This is a genomic window from Bacillus cereus group sp. MYBK195-1 (assembly GCF_051916605.1).
GTDB classification, from domain to species: Bacteria; Bacillota; Bacilli; order Bacillales; family Bacillaceae_G; genus Bacillus_A; species Bacillus_A cereus.
In genome coordinates, this window is the sequence record NZ_JBQAGZ010000001.1 from 1 (window position 1) to 16,316 (window position 16,316).

The following is a 16,316-nucleotide window of genomic DNA, read 5'->3' on the forward strand; positions in this document are numbered from 1 at the left end:
TCAAATCCTGTCTTCCCGATATTCCCAAAAAACATGGGGCCTTAGCTCAGCTGGGAGAGCGCCTGCCTTGCACGCAGGAGGTCAGCGGTTCGATCCCGCTAGGCTCCACTTATATTAATATCATTTATGGCGGTGTAGCTCAGCTGGCTAGAGCGTACGGTTCATACCCGTGAGGTCGGGGGTTCGATCCCCTCCGCCGCTACCATAAAGGACCTTTAGCTCAGCTGGTTAGAGCAGACGGCTCATAACCGTCCGGTCGTAGGTTCGAGTCCTACAAGGTCCACCATTAGACGTATATATCTCGGAGGTATACCCAAGTTCGGCTGAAGGGATCGGTCTTGAAAACCGACAGGCGGCGAGAGTCGCGCGGGGGTTCGAATCCCTCTACCTCCTCCATTTTTTCTAAAGTGAATATTTTATCATCGCGGGGTGGAGCAGCACGGTAGCTCGTCGGGCTCATAACCCGAAGGTCGCAGGTTCAAATCCTGTCCCCGCAACCAAATGGTCCCGTGGTGTAGTGGTTAACATGCCTGCCTGTCACGCAGGAGATCGCCGGTTCGACCCCGGTCGGGACCGCCATTTTTTACATAAAGGCTCGGTAGCTCAGTCGGTAGAGCAGAGGACTGAAAATCCTCGTGTCGGCGGTTCGATTCCGTCCCGAGCCACCATTTTGAAATCACGAGCCGACTTAGCTCAATTGGTAGAGCAACTGACTTGTAATCAGTAGGTTGGGGGTTCAAGTCCTCTAGTCGGCACCACTTTCAAAATGAGCCATTAGCTCAGTTGGTAGAGCATCTGACTTTTAATCAGAGGGTCGAAGGTTCGAGTCCTTCATGGCTCACCATTTACAATTTAATGCGGGTGTAGTTTAGTGGTAAAACAAGAGCCTTCCAAGCTCTGGTCGAGAGTTCGATTCTCTTCACCCGCTTTTCAATTATGGGCCTATAGCTCAGCTGGTTAGAGCGCACGCCTGATAAGCGTGAGGTCGATGGTTCGAGTCCATTTAGGCCCACCATAATTGTTCCGCAGTAGCTCAGTGGTAGAGCTATCGGCTGTTAACCGATCGGTCGTAGGTTCGAGTCCTACCTGCGGAGCCATATTTATAGAGAAGTACCCAAGTGGCTCAAGGGGCTCCCCTGCTAAGGGAGTAGATCGCGAACGCGGTGCGAGGGTTCGAATCCCTTCTTCTCTGCCAGAATTGGCCCGTTGGTCAAGTGGTTAAGACACCGCCCTTTCACGGCGGTAACACGGGTTCGAATCCCGTACGGGTCATACTAAAAGAGATAGCATAATCTGCTATCTCTTTTTTGTTGTATAAAGGTGGACTTTGGATAGTCTGCATCTTTTATGCAATAGAAGAAATATGAAGTATGGGCTGTTGCAGTTGGGTATATAGAGCCGTAAATACAATCATGTTGTTTATTTGGGCCTGTATGAATATGAAGGAACTATCTATCTAATAAATGATACCTCAAGTTGAACTTTTACCCCAGCTGTATGGCTATAGCCTCCTACACTTGGAGAAACCGATGAAAATAAATAATATATAGAAGAAGCTGCTTTCTCTCAACAGGTGTGATCTACTGAAGACAGCTTTTTTATGTTGTCAGTATTGTCGAGTTTTGTCGGTAAGTCGATATATTGCAAAAATCGCTGATATAATTTGAGTTACGATCGATAAATTTTAATAATCGCTGATATATTTGGAGTTACGGTCGATATATTCTAAAAATCGCCGATATAATTTCACTTACCGACGAAAAACACAAGAAAAACCCTTTCACAATCTAAAGAAAACGCCTCCATTGAAATGGATTCCACACCTGTTCCAATAACTTTACACTCTATGTGAAAAAGTTCACAAATAGGTCATAATTTGTGAAGTGATTCACAATAATACGTGCTACAATATGAATGTAAAGAAGTTAAACAACATTAAATTAGTATTTTAATTAATTACTTAAACAATCATAAAAAAATATATGTGAACAATAGAGAGGGGAAATTACCATGAAAAAAGGTATCAATCGTGTAGTATTAGTAGGAACAGGAGCTGTAGGTTGTAGTTACGCTTACTCAATGATCAACCAAGGTGTAGCTGAAGAATTCGTATTAGTAGATGTTAATGAAGCAAAAGCAGAAGGGGAAGCAATGGACTTAAGCCATGCGGTACCATTCTCTCCATCACCAACAAAAGTTTGGAGCGGTAGCTATGCAGATTGTAAAGATGCAGATTTAGTAGTTATCACTGCTGGATTACCACAAAAGCCAGGTGAAACTCGTTTAGACTTAGTTGAGAAAAATACAAAGATCTTTAAACAAATCGTTCGCGGCATTATGGATAGCGGATTCGATGGAATCTTCTTAATCGCAACTAACCCAGTTGATATTTTAACTTACGTAACTTGGAAAGAATCTGGTCTACCAAAAGAGCGCGTAATTGGTTCTGGTACTACTTTAGACTCTGCTCGTTTCCGTTACATGTTAGGTGACTACTTAGATGTAGATCCACGTAACGTTCATGCTTACATCGTTGGTGAACACGGTGACACTGAACTTCCAGTATGGAGCCACGCTACTATCGGTGTACAAAAATTAGAAACAATCTTAGCTAACAACGAACAGTACAAACAAGAAGACTTAGACAAAATCTTCGAAAACGTACGTGATGCAGCTTACCATATCATCGAGCGTAAAGGTGCAACTTACTACGGAATCGGTATGTCACTACTTCGTGTAACTAAAGCAATCTTAAACAACGAGAACAGCGTATTAACTGTATCTGCATACCTTGAAGGTCAATACGGCGAGAAAGATGCTTACGTAGGTGTTCCAGCTGTAATTAACCGCGAAGGTGTACGTGAAATCGTAGAACTTGAGCTAAATGAAGAGGAAAAAGCGAAATTCGCTCATTCTGTAAAAGTATTAAAAGAAACAATGGCACCAGTACTATAATAATTACTAAATAATTCAGAGGTGGGAAACTGCTTCTTACCTCTGAACTTATATAATTTGATATAAATTCCTTTTCCGGTTTCCCTTGTATATCCCCAATATACCCCTTTTGCTGGATAAGGGTCGTTTATAGAAAAGAGCACTCTATTTTACGTAGAGTGCTCTTTATTATTCCGCTATTTGTCGGGCAGTAAAAACCCACTGATTAAAGTTTCATTTTATTATTTTTTAGGTGTTAATCCTAATTTCTTTAAAATATCTGCCAGTGTACCGCTTTGGGATTTTCCTACAGGTGTTTGTGATTTAGATGCATCTGGACCTTTTTTCAAGAAGTTCCTTTCAACGAAGCGAATATCTTTTTCGTCGACAATACCATCTTTATTAAGGTCTCCGTCTTTTACAGTTATTCCTTTTTTACCATAGTTGCTAGCGATAATTTCAGCATCTTTAATATCGATTACTTTATCACCATTTACATCGCCGGCAATGTTTTCTTCAGGTCTTGCATAATAATATTGGCCAAGCAGCTTACCGTCTTTTTCAGTACCAAGTTTCGTTGTTAGGCGGCTTGTTAAATGTCCTGGCACCTCTACATATAAGTTATAGTCGCGTTTATTAACTGGAAGTCCATTTAGTTTGAAGTATCCGTATTTATCTAGTGAGCCTTCAAACTTATGACGGTAAGAATCAGTCGCATATACTTTTACGCCAAGCTTTGTATAATCGAACTTTTCATCTAAATATCCGTGTTCATTTAAGAACGCACCAGGTTTAATATTTCCTTCTACTAGTGAGTTTAAGGACATAACTGAGAATGTTTGATCTTGAAGTACACGCATTCTATTTGGTTCTGATTCACCTTGTTTCCAGTAAACAAAAATTGGTGACTCTAATTGAGCGTTTGCTTCATAAAATTCATCATTTTCTACTTTGAAAGTTACATCAATGAACGGGAAATCACCATCTAATCCAGCAAAGTTTTTGTCATCGATAACGCCGCCAACTGTAACAGAACCTGCCTCTAGTTTCGGTTCATTTACTTTTGCGCTTACTTCTTTTTCTGAAAGTAGCTTTTCAAAAGCAGGATTAAATTTCGCATTTCAATAAAATTGTGACAAAAAATATTGAGAAACATTTTTTTATGACAGATTATTTTGTTTTGATTTTGAGTGGAAAATAGCATGAAAAATAGGATAAACATAATAAAATAAAGGTTGAGAAAAAAATAATAGGTGGAAATATAGAAGTAGAATGAAGCGTTTACAATGAATATTCGTCAAAATTCGATATTTTACACGGAAATGTGAAGAAAAACTAACATTTTTAAGAAAAAAACGAATGTTTTTTATAAATTAACAAGGATATTGCAGTTTTTCGCAGAAATAGTTAAAGTATAAAAAATTCTGTCATCTAAGTGAGGTGAGCATATTGAGTGTAATAAATTGTGAAGAAGTGAAACGAGATGAGTTTCATACAGAAAAGTACTATGAAAGTTATAACATCTTTGGCGCACATGTTGTGACGGAAGATGAGATTCAAGGGGTACGATTTACAGTGTGGGCTCCTCATGCGAAAGCAATGAGTGTTGTTGGAGATTTTAATGAGTGGGATTATGAGCAACATAAGATGCTACAAGTGACAGAAGAAGGCATTTGGTCCTTATTTATACCGCATATTGAAGAAGGAGAAATATATAAATATGCGATTGAAACGTTGGCTGGTGACGTCATTTTAAAGGCAGATCCGTATGCTATATATGCAGAAGTAAGACCGAATACGGCATCTGTAGTTTTTGATATAAAAGGATATGAATGGAATGATAAAAACTGGAATCGTAAGAAAAAGAAAAAACCGATTTATAAAGAAGCGATGACAGTTTATGAATTACATTTTGGTTCTTGGAAAAAGAAAGAAGACGGAACACTGTATTCTTACAGGGAAATGGCGGAAGAACTCATTCCGTATGTGGTGGAACATCAATTTACACATATTGAAATTATGCCGCTTGTTGAGCATCCATATGATCGTTCTTGGGGATACCAAGGGACGGGATATTATGCAGCGACGAGTAGATTTGGTACACCGCATGATTTAATGTATTTTGTCGACGAATGTCATAAATATGGAATCGGTGTCATTTTAGATTGGGTACCGGGGCATTTTTGTAAAGATGCTCACGGTTTATATTTGTTTGATGGCACACCGACCTATGAATATAAAGATAAAGATGTACAAGAAAATCTAGTATGGGGAACTGTCAATTTTGATTTAGGAAAGAGAGAGGTACGTAATTTCTTAATTTCAAATGCGTTATTTTGGATGAGATATTTCCATATTGATGGTTTCAGAGTAGATGCAGTTGCGAACATGTTGTACTGGAATAAAGAAGGACAAGAGCAAAGTAATGAGTACGCTGTGTCATTTTTACGGGAGTTAAATGAAGCGGTATTTGCAGAGGATGAAGATTTTCTTATGACGGCAGAGGATTCAACAGCTTGGCCACTTGTAACAGCACCAACGTATGAAGGTGGGCTTGGATTCAATTACAAATGGAATATGGGTTGGATGAATGACGTGCTGAAATATATGGAGTGTGCGCCAGAGTACAGAAAATATATTCATGAGAAAATGACGTTCTCTTTACTATATGCTTACTCTGAAAACTTCATATTACCCCTTTCTCATGATGAAGTCGTTCATGGAAAAAAGTCATTATTAAATAAAATGCCAGGTGATTACTGGGATAAGTTTGCTCAGCTTCGTTTATTATATGGATATTTCTTTACTCACCCAGGAAAGAAATTACTTTTCATGGGAGGAGAATTCGGGCAGTTTGATGAGTGGAAAGACCTTGAAGATTTAGATTGGAATTTACATGATTTTGAAATGCATCGTTATATGCATGATTACTTTAAAGAGCTCATAGCATTGTATAAGCGCTCAAAACCACTTTGGCAGCTTGATCATTCGCCTGAAGGTTTTCAGTGGATTGATGCTAATAATAACGAGCAAAGTATTTTCTCATTTATCCGCCAAGGGGATAAACAAGAAGATGCATTAGTTATCGTATGTAATTTTACGAAAGCTACATATGAAAACTATAAAGTAGGTGTACCAGATTTCGAGTATTATAACGAGATTTTAAATAGTGATGCTGAGCAATATGGCGGGTCAGGGCAAGTAAATAAGAAACGTCTGAAGGCGATTCAAGAACCGTTTCATAATCAAGCAGCACATGTAGAAATTACAATTCCACCATTTGGCGTATCCATATTACGACCAGTGAAGACGAGAAAGGGGAGCAAAAAACAAGATGGCTCAAAAACAAAAGTGCGTAGCAATGTTACTAGCAGGGGGAAAAGGTAGTCGTTTAAGTGCATTAACAAAGAATTTAGCCAAGCCAGCTGTTCCATTTGGTGGTAAATATCGCATTATTGATTTTACGCTAAGTAACTGTGCGAATTCTGGTATTGAAACGGTTGGGATTTTAACGCAATATCAACCACTCGAACTTCATAATTATATCGGAATCGGAAATGCGTGGGATTTAGACCGAGTAAACGGTGGGGTCACAGTCTTACCTCCTTATGCGGAGTCTTCAGGGGTTAAGTGGTATACAGGTACGGCAAGTGCCATTTATCAAAACTTAAACTATTTAAGTCAGTATGAACCGGAGTATGTTCTCATTTTATCAGGCGACCATATTTATAAAATGGATTACAGTAAGATGCTAGATTACCATATTGAGAAAGAATCGGACGTATCCATTTCTGTTATTGAAGTACCTTGGGATGAAGCAAGTCGCTTTGGCATTATGAATACAAATGAAGAAATGGAGATTGTTGAGTTTGAAGAGAAACCGCAATTTCCAAGAAGTAATCTTGCATCAATGGGAATCTATATTTTTAATTGGTCAATTTTGAAAGAGTATTTAGAGATGGATGCAAGAAACCCTGAATCTAGTAACGATTTCGGAAAAGACGTACTTCCGCTTTTATTGGATGAAGGGAAGAAGCTAATGGCGTATCCGTTTGAAGGATATTGGAAAGATGTTGGAACGGTGAAGAGCTTATGGGAAGCGAATATGGATTTGCTTCGCGATGAAACATCACTGAATTTAAATGATCGTAATTGGCGTATTTACTCTGTCAATCCAAACGAACCGCCTCAATATATTGCTGAAAAGGCGAAAGTAGAAGAATCGCTTATTAACGAAGGGTGCGTCATTGAAGGGGACGTGAAGCATTCTGTGTTATTCCAAGGAGTGACGGTGGAAGAAGGAAGTATGGTGATTGATTCTGTCGTTATGCCAGGGGCTAAGATTGGTAAAAATGTTGTGATTGAAAGAGCGATTGTTGGATCAGAAATGGTTATCGAAGATGGAACAATCATTCGTCCAGAAAAGAATGTTGACGATGTAGTATTAATTGCTGAAGGGAAATAGAAAAGGGGGATGAAATGAATGGGAGAAAAAATGTTAGGAATTATTAATGCAACGGGAAGTTTTCCTTCCTTAAAGAAAGTAACAGGGCATCGTTCACTAGCGGCGTTACCGTTTGGGGGCCGTTATCGACTCATTGATTTCATGCTTTCAAATATGGTGAATTCTAGTATTCATAGTGTGGCAGTTTTTACAAGCCATAAAAATCGTTCGTTAATGGACCATGTTGGTTCAGGAAAACAGTGGGATTTAGATAGAAAACGAGACGGACTATTTTTATTCCCGCCAAACTGCCAATGTGACCAAGATGAATTTGGGTCTTTTGCACACTTTAGAAGACATATTGATTATTTTCTAAGAAGCAGAGAAGAGTACGTTGTTATTACGAATAGCCATCTCGTAACAGCATTAAATTTTCAAGCGGTGTTAGAGCGACATATACATACGGCAGCTGATATTACGGAAGTTTGCCATGAAGGGGTTTCGCTTCAAACATATGTGTTAAAGAAACAATTATTGTTAGACTTATTTGAGTCATATAAAGATGTGGAACAATACAGTTTATTTGATGTAGTGAGAGAAAAGCGCGGGAAATCATTACACATTGCTACATATGAACATACTGGATATGTAGCAATTATTGACTCGATTGAAAGTTACTATAAACATAGCTTAGAAATTTTGCAACCTGCTATTTGGAAGCAATTATTTAAGAAAGAAGCACCGATCTTTACGAAAGTAAAAGATGAGCCACCAACTCGTTATCTAAAGGGTGCAGTCGTGAAAAATACAATGATTGCAAACGGTAGTATTATTGAAGGGGAAGTCGAAAACAGTGTTGTTTCCCGTTCAGTTAAAATTGGAAAAGGTTCAATTATTCGTAACAGTATTATTATGCAAAAGAGCCAAATTGGAGATAACTGTATAATAGACGGTGTTATTATTGATAAAGACGTGAAAATTGGTGACGGTGTTGTACTAAAAGGAAACGCCGATGAGCCATACGTTGTAGAAAAAGGAAGCGTTCAAAACAGTACGATTAATAGTTATTCTTAAAAGAATCAGTGGGGGTCTTCCTCCACTGATTAAAGTTTTAATTCAAATGAAAACTCGAAGGGAGGAAGCTGCAAGAGGAGTAATAAAAACTTTTCGCGCAGTGGGACAACAAGTGAATATTTTATTTGCAGTATCAGAATGTGTACCGTTTGTGAAATCGGGAGGATTAGCTGATGTAGCGGGTGCGCTCCCAAAAGAGCTGAAAAAATTAGGAGTGGACGTTCGTATTATACTTCCGAATTATAGTCTCATTCCGCAAAAGTTAAGAGATGGATGTACGTTACATAAAGTAATTAACGTCCCGCTTGGGTGGAGAAATCAATATTGTGGAATTTTAAAAGGTGAGCAAGACGGGATTACGTATTACTTAATAGATAATGAGTATTATTTTAAGAGGGATTCTCTGTATGGTCATTATGATGATGGAGAGCGTTTTTCTTATTTTTCGAAAGCAGTTTTAGAGTGTATTCCGCATCTTGATTTCGAAGTGGATGTTCTTCATAGCCACGATTGGCATACAGCTATGGTTAATTTTTTACTACGTGAAAAGTATCAAGATAACCCATTATATGAGCATATTAAAACGGTATATACAATTCATAACTTGCAGTTCCAAGGTGTATTTCCTCCTGAAGTGATGTACGACTTGTTAGAACTTGGTGATGAATATTTCCATAGTGAGCAGTTAGAGTTTTATGGAAATGTGAACTTTATGAAGGGCGGTATTATCGCTTCTGATCAAATTACAGCGGTTAGCCCGACATATAAAGAAGAAATTCAATATGAATTTTTCGGTGAGAAGTTAGATGGGTTGTTACGAAAATATAATGATAAGCTTAGCGGCATTGTAAATGGAATTGATACGAGCGTATATAATCCAGAAACGGATTCGTATATTACTGCTCAGTACGATGCAGAGTCATTAGAGGAAAAGAATGAAAATAAACGCGCCTTGCAGCGTTATTTCGGTTTGCCAGAAAAAGAAGATACGCCGATTATTTCAATGGTAACGAGATTAACGAAGCAAAAAGGTCTTGATTTAGTACGTACTGTATTCCGTGAAATAATGGAGGAAGATGTACAATGCATTATTTTAGGATCAGGTGATTCGGAATATGAGCAATTCTTTGAGTGGATGGCATACGAGTATCCTGAGAAGGTAAAAGTGTATATCGGCTTTAATGAAGAATTAGCTCACCAAGTATATGCGGGAAGTGATTTATTTTTAATGCCATCACTGTTTGAACCGTGTGGACTTGGACAACTTATCGCATTAGCTTACGGTACGATTCCAATTGTAAGAGAAACAGGCGGATTAAATGATACGGTACAATCTTATGATGAAGAAACTGGAGAAGGAAATGGTTTCAGTTTCACGAACTTTAATGCACATGACATGTTGCACACAGTTCTTCGTGCAATTGAATTTTATCATGATAAACCGGTATGGGAGCAGCTTGTAAAGCAAGCGATGACGGAAGATTATAGCTGGGAGAAGTCAGCTCTTGCTTATAAGAAATTGTATAAAAGTCTCATGGAATAACATGTAGGTGGTGAAGAAATGTTTACTCATGTTGAAAGTTTCAAATCAGCTTTTCTAGAAAAGTTAGAGACGATGTATGGTAAAAGTTTCAAAGACTCTACAACTCGTGATCAATATAATACACTCGGCCATATGGTACGTGAGTATATGAATGGTCAATGGATTGCAACGAACGAGAGTTATCGATCCGGAGAGCAAAAGCAAATGTATTACTTGTCTATTGAGTTTTTGCTTGGACGTTTGCTTGGAAGTAACATCTTGAATTTAGGTATTCGAGATGTATGCGAGCAGGGGTTATCTGAACTAGGGGTTTCGTTACAAGAGTTAGAAGAAGTGGAAGCAGATGCAGGTCTTGGAAATGGTGGACTTGGACGATTAGCAGCCTGTTTCCTTGACTCACTTGCATCGTTAAACTTACCAGGTCATGGTTGTGGCATTCGTTACAAACACGGCTTATTTGATCAAAAGATCGTTGATGGTTACCAAGTTGAATTTCCAGAACAATGGCTTCTTCATGAAAACGTATGGGAAGTAAGAAGGCATGATCAAGCTGTAGAAGTAAGTTATTTCGGCAATGTTGAACCGCTATACATTGATGGACGTTTAGAGTTTAGGCATACGAATGCAGAAGTGATTATGGCAGTACCATATGACGTTCCGGTAGTAGGTTATGAGACGAGTACTGTAAATACACTTAGACTTTGGAATGCTGAACCAGTTCCTTTCCCGCAAAATTGCAAAGATATTTTGAAATATAAGCGTGAAACAGAGGCGGTATCGGAGTTTTTATATCCAGATGATACGCATGATGAGGGGAAAATACTTCGTTTGAAACAACAGTATTTCCTCGTATCAGCAAGTTTGCAAAATATCGTTCGTATGCATAGAGAAAGATATGGTGATCTTCGTCAATTACATGAGAAAATTGCGATTCATATTAATGATACACATCCAGTTTTGGCGATTCCAGAATTGATGCGTATTTTATTAGATGAAGAAAAACTAGCATGGGAAGAAGCTTGGCACATAACGACGCAAACGATTTCTTATACAAATCATACGACGTTATCAGAAGCGCTTGAGAAGTGGCCAATTCACATTTTTAAACCGTTATTACCGAGAATTTATATGATTATTGAAGAGATTAATGAACGTTTCTGTCATGAGCTTTGGGAACGTTATCCGTATGAATGGCATCGTATTGAAGAGATGGCGATTATTGCACATGATCTTGTGAAAATGGCTCATTTAGCGATTGTCGGTAGCCATAGCGTAAACGGTGTAGCAAAAATTCATACGGAAATTTTAAAGCAACGTGAAATGCGATTGTTTTATGAGTTTTATCCAGATAAGTTTAATAATAAAACGAATGGGATCGCTCATAGACGCTGGTTAATGAAGGCGAATCCACAGCTGACAAACCTTATTTCAGAGGCGATTGGAACAGAGTGGAAGAAAGAACCGATTAAGCTTCAAGAGCTACAATTAGTTCAATACGATGCGAGTTTCCAAGAGAAATTTGCAGAGGTAAAACAAGAGCGTAAAGAAATTTTAGCGGCGCGCATTCATAATAAAATGGGGATTACAATTGATCCTAATTCTATTTTTGATGTGCAAGTAAAAAGACTGCATGCTTACAAACGACAATTACTAAATGTTCTTCATATTTTATATTTGTATAACCGTCTGAAAGAGGATGCTAGTTTTACATTTTATCCGCGTACTTTTATTTTTGGAGCGAAAGCATCACCTGGCTATTATTACGCGAAAAAAATTATTAAATTAATAAATGAACTCGCAAGAAAAGTGAATAATGATTCGTACGTAAGCCAATATATGAAAGTTATCTTTCTAGAAAACTATCGAGTTTCTTTAGCGGAAGATATATTCCCAGCGGCCGATGTAAGTGAACAAATTTCAACTGCGAGTAAAGAAGCATCGGGAACAGGGAATATGAAATTTATGATGAATGGTGCGATTACACTCGGCACGTTAGACGGAGCGAATATTGAAATAAAAGACAGGGTCGGTGATGATAACTGTTTCATTTTCGGTTTAACAGCAGAAGAGGTTCTTCATTACTATCAAAATGGTGGATATCGTGCAAGTGATTATTATCACCACAATGGGCACATTAAAAAGGTAGTAGATCAGTTAACGAATGGTTTCTTTGCACAGTCGGGAGCCGAATTTGAAGCAATTTACGATTCTCTCGTTATTCAAAATGATGAATATTTCGTTCTGCGAGATTTTGGTCCATATGCTGAAAGACAAGAAGCTGTCGGTAGAGCTTATGAGAACCGAACGAAGTGGCTAGAAATGTCGATTTTAAATATTGCACAGTCTGGTCATTTTGCGAGCGATCGAACGATTTTGCAGTACAGTAATGAAATTTGGGGTATTGGTAATGCTGTTAAACAGTTTTAAAGAGGTTGCTATATTGGGAGATATATTATCGATTTACCAACAGAAATGGATATTAATAAATAAAACGGGCTTAATAAAATTAAGCTCGTTTTATTTATTTTGCTTAAGAAAGAAATGGAACAGTGGTATATATGATACCTGCCCCATCATACTCTCCTGTCGCAAAGTATGAAAATGTAAAGAAACCTGTAACCGTAAAAATTACAATAAGGAAAAATGCGAAGATAAATTTTAACATGTAAGGTCCCCTCATCCAAAAATAACTTCATAGATTATTATAGTATACGAATATTTTATTTCCAATTGTTTACTGGTTAAAAATGAGAAGTCAGACATGTTTTGTATGTTGTAATGGAATGATTATTTGTAATGGATTTTGTGTTTTTTGTAAATGTCATGTTGTGATGGACGTGTGCATACTCCCAGTCATGATCATTAAAATTTATGTTTCGGGGAGGGAGAAGTGGAACGACATCGAATAAGTTGACGAAACGAAAGCTACTAGCTACTTGTAGTTTATAATAATTTCGAAAAGCGATATCTCCTACTTTTGGAGAAGCGAATGTATAAAGTCCATACTGTGCGAAGGCAGTATTTATACGTGCATCTAATATGTGTAATGTGGCAAGCGCGCCACCTAGACTATGCCCAGTAGCTAGCAGTTTTTTATGTGCTGGCAATGATACGAGCATATCCATAATAGAATCACGACAAGACTCATAAATAGAGAGAAAACCGTTATGGACATTTCCGCCATTTAAAGCATAAGGATAAGGTTTTTGATTGACGAGAGAATCAATAATCCAATCTGGATCTGTTTGAGTGCCTCTGAAGGCAACGATAATTGTATCCTCAGATTCTAATATAAATCCGAACCATTCTGTTGTTTGAATGGCCTTTCCTTGAAAACCTTGTACATATTGAAAACCATCTGGTATTTCGAAAATACCATTTTGTTTATATTGTTCATACGTTAACTCACAACAAGAAGCTAACAGTATGGCAGTTTCTTTATCAAAGGATAAAGGAGTACGCATTAAGGTAGCCCTCCTTAAGAAAAGGTATAGTTTAATATATGCGGTGAGGAACTTGATTCATTCTTTTGGAGGTGGGGAATAGCTTGTATCGCTTACCTAAATCAGTGGAGGAAATTATAATGTCAAAATAAAACAGTGCCTGATAAGGGCACTGTTTACTCTTTTTCATCTCAAGGAATCGACTTTTTTAGTTATTCTTAATGAACTGACGCATGCGTTAGTTGCATAAGTAAGAGGTTTGAAAAAATAGCCTGTATATATTTGAATGATGAATAACTTACCTATTTTCTTGTGTTTGTTTGCGTTACATACAGAAAAAATTCGGAAAATAAAACATATTATTTATCTGTTTGTTTTTGCTTCTTTTTCAAATACTCCATACGCAATTTTTCAAGTTGCTGCTTTTTATCAAATTTGGCAGGCTTCTGTTTTTCATGGAACTTTGCCACAGCTACCTGACTTTTGGAATCCAATTGATATTTTCCCACTTTGTTCACCTACTTTTCTTGTCTCTAAAGAGAATCTACTCAACAAATATAATATACCTTATTTTCCTGAAGTAAACCTTATTACTTTATTTTAACTGCTTTTTCTCGTTTGTAGACGTAAATTAAAACACCCTTTCACTTTATTACTGCAAGCAAGGGTGTTTTAATTTTATTATTTTATTAGTTGATGGCCATGCCCACATAAGGGCACAGTTTACTCTTTCCCATCTAATAAACGACCAAGGCCACCTAATACACTACCTTCGCCAGTACTTTGCGCTGCTGGGCTTGTAAGGCGTGCTGCTAATCGGCTAAGTGTTAAGGACTGAATCCAAACTGTTCCAGGTCCTTCTAACGTTGCGAAGAATAAACCTTCGCCGCCAAATAGAGCTGTTTTTACTTTTCCAACGAACTCGACATCATAGTTAATGTCTTTTGTCATAGCAACAAGACAACCTGTATCAATGCGAAGTTTCTCACCAGGTTTTAATTCACGTTTATATACAGTTCCACCTGCGTGCATGAAAGCAAGACCGTCACCTTCAAGTTTCTGCATGATGAAACCTTCACCACCGAAGAAACCAGTTCCTATTTTTTTCGTAAATTCAATTCCGATAGAAACACCTTTTGCGGCACAAAGAAAGGCATCTTTTTGACAAACTACTTTTCCTTGATATTCTGTTAAATCTACAGGAATAATTTTACCAGGATAAGGAGCAGCAAATGAGACGTGGCGTTTGCCGTGACCTGTATTTGTAAATACAGTCATAAACATACTTTCGCCTGTAACGAGACGCTTACCAGCGCCCATTAATTTTCCGAATAAACCTCCAGATGGGCCAGAACCATCACCGAAGATTGTTTCCATTTCTATGTAATCTTCCATCATCATCATTGCGCCAGCTTCTGCGATCACGCTTTCTTCTGGATCTAACTCAATTTCAACAAACTGCATATCATCTCCGTATAACTTATACTCGATTTCATGTGCTCTCATTTTTTTCACCTCGTATGTAATAGATACTTATATTGTACAGAATTTAATAGGATTAGAATACTTTAGTTTTGTTAATTTTCAAATAAAATGGGGCCAACCCAAACGGATTAGCAGCTCCCGCCAATCAAATTATCCACAAATACCGGGCTAAAATATGAATATGGAAATTCAACATTATATTAAAATTATAAAAAAATGGTGGAATGAAAGTGTTCTCATTTGACGTTTTGGATATAGCGTGATATAGTGAAATCACTATTGAGCTACATAATGTGGTACGGAAATAAAGCACGTTGAATTAAAGGCTGTAAGCTTGTTATACATTCATGTCCTTTATATCCACCTTTTCATGTGGATTCATAGTTTCATTTTTATTTAGGAGGTACATGACATGCAAACAGGTAAAGTTAAATGGTTCAACAGCGAAAAAGGTTTCGGTTTCATCGAAGTTGAAGGTGGAGACGATGTATTCGTTCACTTCTCAGCTATCCAAGGTGACGGATTCAAAACTTTAGAAGAAGGTCAAGAAGTTTCTTTCGAAATCGTTGAAGGTAACCGTGGACCACAAGCTGCTAACGTTACAAAAAACTAATTAGCTAGCGATAAAAAGCATTCCGATTTTCGGAATGCTTTTTTTTTATTCTTTGGAACTCGACTCATTTGAAGATAGTTCGCCCTTAAACGTACGCTCTTCAAAGTCATCAAGCATTTGTTCATATTCTTCATGCTCTTCTGTAGCGAAAACTTGCGGATTTTTTCCATACATATCTGTACCGATAAAGTTTTCGAAATCCTCTACGTAGCCTACGTTTTCTTCACTATTTACGTACATGCCATTATAGTTTTTCGAATCTTGTCTTTCTAAATCAGATGGTGTTTCAGATGTTCCGTAATTAGCAACATCTTGCCATGCATCTTCTGCATCGTACTCAACAGAGCGATCCTCATCGTGTTTATGGAAAGAGGGAGACAATACTTCTTCTTCGACTGGTCGTGTATTCATATTTAGCTTATTTGTCGCGTGCTGGATGCATGTTGTAGCAGTCGGCATTGCCTCTAATCTTTCAAACGGAATTTCTTCACTAGACACTTCGCAAATGCCGTACGTACCCGCTTCTATTTTTTGCAGGGCATGTTTCGTATCCTCTAGCTGTTTATGCCAAAGTTCAATAAGTCCGAAGTCTTTTTCGCGTTCATATAGCTCTGTAGCCATATCAGCTGGATGGTTATCATAGCTAGATAATTCTCCAACAGACTCACGTTCAGATGCACGATCTTCATTTTCATGTGTTTGTATCGTTTGCTCTAGTTCTTGTTTTTGTTTTTCTAAAACGGATTTAAATTGATTTATTTGTTGTGGAGTTAACATAGT

12 protein-coding genes, 14 tRNA genes and 2 pseudogenes are annotated in these 16,316 nt (G+C 37.8%); 21 read left to right on the forward strand and 7 right to left on the reverse strand.

The genetic code is table 11. The features are described from left to right. Nucleotides 1–35: 35 nt before the first annotated feature. From ACTFRY_RS00005 to ACTFRY_RS00070, 14 genes are all read left to right on the forward strand, one after another. Nucleotides 36–108: transfer RNA gene (locus tag ACTFRY_RS00005), tRNA-Ala, on the forward strand. Nucleotides 109–128: 20 nt separating this feature from the next. Then, nucleotides 129–205, forward strand: a tRNA-Met gene (locus tag ACTFRY_RS00010). A gap of 4 nt (nt 206–209) precedes the next feature. After that, nucleotides 210–286: transfer RNA gene (locus ACTFRY_RS00015), tRNA-Ile, on the forward strand. Nucleotides 287–303: 17 nt separating this feature from the next. After that, nucleotides 304–396, forward strand: a tRNA-Ser gene (locus tag ACTFRY_RS00020). Nucleotides 397–423: 27 nt separating this feature from the next. Further along, nucleotides 424–500, forward strand: a tRNA-Met gene (locus ACTFRY_RS00025). A gap of 3 nt (nt 501–503) precedes the next feature. Next, nucleotides 504–579 (forward strand) — tRNA-Asp (locus ACTFRY_RS00030). Between the two features lie 13 nt (nt 580–592). After that, a tRNA-Phe gene (locus tag ACTFRY_RS00035) sits at nt 593–668 on the forward strand. A gap of 14 nt (nt 669–682) precedes the next feature. Further along, nucleotides 683–758: transfer RNA gene (locus ACTFRY_RS00040), tRNA-Thr, on the forward strand. 10 nt (nt 759–768) lie between these two features. Beyond that, a tRNA-Lys gene (locus ACTFRY_RS00045) sits at nt 769–844 on the forward strand. Between the two features lie 13 nt (nt 845–857). After that, nucleotides 858–928, forward strand: a tRNA-Gly gene (locus ACTFRY_RS00050). 10 nt (nt 929–938) lie between these two features. Beyond that, nucleotides 939–1,015, forward strand: a tRNA-Ile gene (locus tag ACTFRY_RS00055). 7 nt (nt 1,016–1,022) lie between these two features. Beyond that, a tRNA-Asn gene (locus ACTFRY_RS00060) sits at nt 1,023–1,097 on the forward strand. A 7-nt stretch (nt 1,098–1,104) separates the two neighbouring features. Continuing rightward, a tRNA-Ser gene (locus ACTFRY_RS00065) sits at nt 1,105–1,195 on the forward strand. 5 nt (nt 1,196–1,200) lie between these two features. Then, nucleotides 1,201–1,272: transfer RNA gene (locus ACTFRY_RS00070), tRNA-Glu, on the forward strand. 100 nt (nt 1,273–1,372) lie between these two features. Here ACTFRY_RS00070 and ACTFRY_RS00075 read toward each other — a convergent pair. Next, nucleotides 1,373–1,539, reverse strand: a pseudogene (locus ACTFRY_RS00075) (IS4 family transposase); the annotation flags it as partial. A gap of 471 nt (nt 1,540–2,010) precedes the next feature. Between ACTFRY_RS00075 and ACTFRY_RS00080 the strand changes: the two are divergent. Then, a complete protein-coding gene (locus tag ACTFRY_RS00080) occupies nt 2,011–2,955 on the forward strand; it encodes an L-lactate dehydrogenase (RefSeq protein WP_000715339.1) in 945 nt (314 codons plus the stop codon). Nucleotides 2,956–3,176: 221 nt separating this feature from the next. Here the strand turns inward: ACTFRY_RS00080 and ACTFRY_RS00085 are convergent. Further along, nucleotides 3,177–4,055: pseudogene (locus tag ACTFRY_RS00085) on the reverse strand (dockerin type I domain-containing protein); the annotation flags it as partial. Between the two features lie 328 nt (nt 4,056–4,383). On the opposite strand from ACTFRY_RS00085, the gene glgB reads away from it, so the two are divergent. The 5 genes from glgB (at nt 4,384) to glgP (ending at nt 12,422) form a co-directional block, all read left to right on the forward strand. After that, nucleotides 4,384–6,321, forward strand: a complete 1,938-nt coding sequence (gene glgB, locus ACTFRY_RS00090) for a 1,4-alpha-glucan branching protein GlgB (protein WP_000111397.1) — start codon at nt 4,384–4,386, stop codon at nt 6,319–6,321. Next, complete coding sequence (glgC, locus tag ACTFRY_RS00095; protein ID WP_000057604.1) at nt 6,269–7,399, forward strand: glucose-1-phosphate adenylyltransferase; 1,131 nt, start codon at nt 6,269–6,271, stop codon at nt 7,397–7,399. Before glgB ends, glgC begins: the two co-directional genes overlap by 53 nt. Nucleotides 7,400–7,417: 18 nt before the next feature. Beyond that, a complete protein-coding gene (glgD, locus tag ACTFRY_RS00100) occupies nt 7,418–8,452 on the forward strand; it encodes a glucose-1-phosphate adenylyltransferase subunit GlgD (RefSeq protein WP_000504163.1) in 1,035 nt (344 codons plus the stop codon). A 112-nt stretch (nt 8,453–8,564) separates the two neighbouring features. Continuing rightward, a complete protein-coding gene (glgA, locus tag ACTFRY_RS00105; protein WP_033683981.1) occupies nt 8,565–9,995 on the forward strand; it encodes a glycogen synthase GlgA in 1,431 nt (476 codons plus the stop codon). 18 nt (nt 9,996–10,013) lie between these two features. Further along, nucleotides 10,014–12,422 carry a glycogen phosphorylase gene (glgP, locus tag ACTFRY_RS00110; RefSeq protein WP_098616316.1) on the forward strand — a complete coding sequence of 803 codons (2,409 nt, stop codon included), beginning with the start codon at nt 10,014–10,016 and terminating at the stop codon, nt 12,420–12,422. Between the two features lie 103 nt (nt 12,423–12,525). Here the strand turns inward: glgP and ACTFRY_RS00115 are convergent, their stop codons facing one another. The 4 genes from ACTFRY_RS00115 to ACTFRY_RS00130 form a co-directional block, all read right to left on the reverse strand. Continuing rightward, nucleotides 12,526–12,660 carry a hypothetical protein gene (locus tag ACTFRY_RS00115; protein WP_000911065.1) on the reverse strand — a complete coding sequence of 45 codons (135 nt, stop codon included), beginning with the start codon at nt 12,658–12,660 and terminating at the stop codon, nt 12,526–12,528. A gap of 76 nt (nt 12,661–12,736) precedes the next feature. Next, nucleotides 12,737–13,459 (reverse strand): lipase family protein, encoded by a 723-nt coding sequence (locus ACTFRY_RS00120; RefSeq protein WP_001260134.1) that lies wholly within the window; start codon nt 13,457–13,459, stop codon nt 12,737–12,739. Between the two features lie 338 nt (nt 13,460–13,797). Beyond that, a complete protein-coding gene (locus tag ACTFRY_RS00125) occupies nt 13,798–13,947 on the reverse strand; it encodes a hypothetical protein (protein WP_000521638.1) in 150 nt (49 codons plus the stop codon). Nucleotides 13,948–14,161: 214 nt separating this feature from the next. Then, a complete protein-coding gene (locus tag ACTFRY_RS00130; RefSeq protein ID WP_001201257.1) occupies nt 14,162–14,944 on the reverse strand; it encodes a TIGR00266 family protein in 783 nt (260 codons plus the stop codon). Between the two features lie 391 nt (nt 14,945–15,335). On the opposite strand from ACTFRY_RS00130, the gene cspD reads away from it, so the two are divergent. Continuing rightward, nucleotides 15,336–15,536: a cold-shock protein CspD gene (gene cspD / locus ACTFRY_RS00135; RefSeq protein WP_001193054.1), complete on the forward strand. Its 201-nt coding sequence runs from the start codon at nt 15,336–15,338 to the stop codon at nt 15,534–15,536. A 45-nt stretch (nt 15,537–15,581) separates the two neighbouring features. On the opposite strand, the gene ACTFRY_RS00140 is transcribed toward cspD, so the two are convergent. Continuing rightward, nucleotides 15,582–16,313: a yteA family sporulation protein gene (locus tag ACTFRY_RS00140; RefSeq protein WP_098616315.1), complete on the reverse strand. Its 732-nt coding sequence runs from the start codon at nt 16,311–16,313 to the stop codon at nt 15,582–15,584. Nucleotides 16,314–16,316 lie beyond the last annotated feature (3 nt).

Excerpts from the sequence above, each read along its gene's own strand:
- ACTFRY_RS00080 (WP_000715339.1), top strand. The coding sequence starts at position 2,011 with ATGAAAAAAGGTATCAATCGTGTAGTATTAGTAGGAACAGGAGCTGTA.
- glgC (WP_000057604.1), top strand. The coding sequence starts at position 6,269 with ATGGCTCAAAAACAAAAGTGCGTAGCAATGTTACTAGCAGGGGGAAAA.
- glgD (WP_000504163.1), top strand. The coding sequence starts at position 7,418 with ATGGGAGAAAAAATGTTAGGAATTATTAATGCAACGGGAAGTTTTCCT.
- glgP (WP_098616316.1), top strand. The coding sequence starts at position 10,014 with ATGTTTACTCATGTTGAAAGTTTCAAATCAGCTTTTCTAGAAAAGTTA.
- ACTFRY_RS00115 (WP_000911065.1), bottom strand. The coding sequence starts at position 12,660 with ATGTTAAAATTTATCTTCGCATTTTTCCTTATTGTAATTTTTACGGTT.
- ACTFRY_RS00120 (WP_001260134.1), bottom strand. The coding sequence starts at position 13,459 with ATGCGTACTCCTTTATCCTTTGATAAAGAAACTGCCATACTGTTAGCT.
- ACTFRY_RS00130 (WP_001201257.1), bottom strand. The coding sequence starts at position 14,944 with ATGAGAGCACATGAAATCGAGTATAAGTTATACGGAGATGATATGCAG.
- cspD (WP_001193054.1), top strand. The coding sequence starts at position 15,336 with ATGCAAACAGGTAAAGTTAAATGGTTCAACAGCGAAAAAGGTTTCGGT.
- ACTFRY_RS00140 (WP_098616315.1), bottom strand. The coding sequence starts at position 16,313 with ATGTTAACTCCACAACAAATAAATCAATTTAAATCCGTTTTAGAAAAA.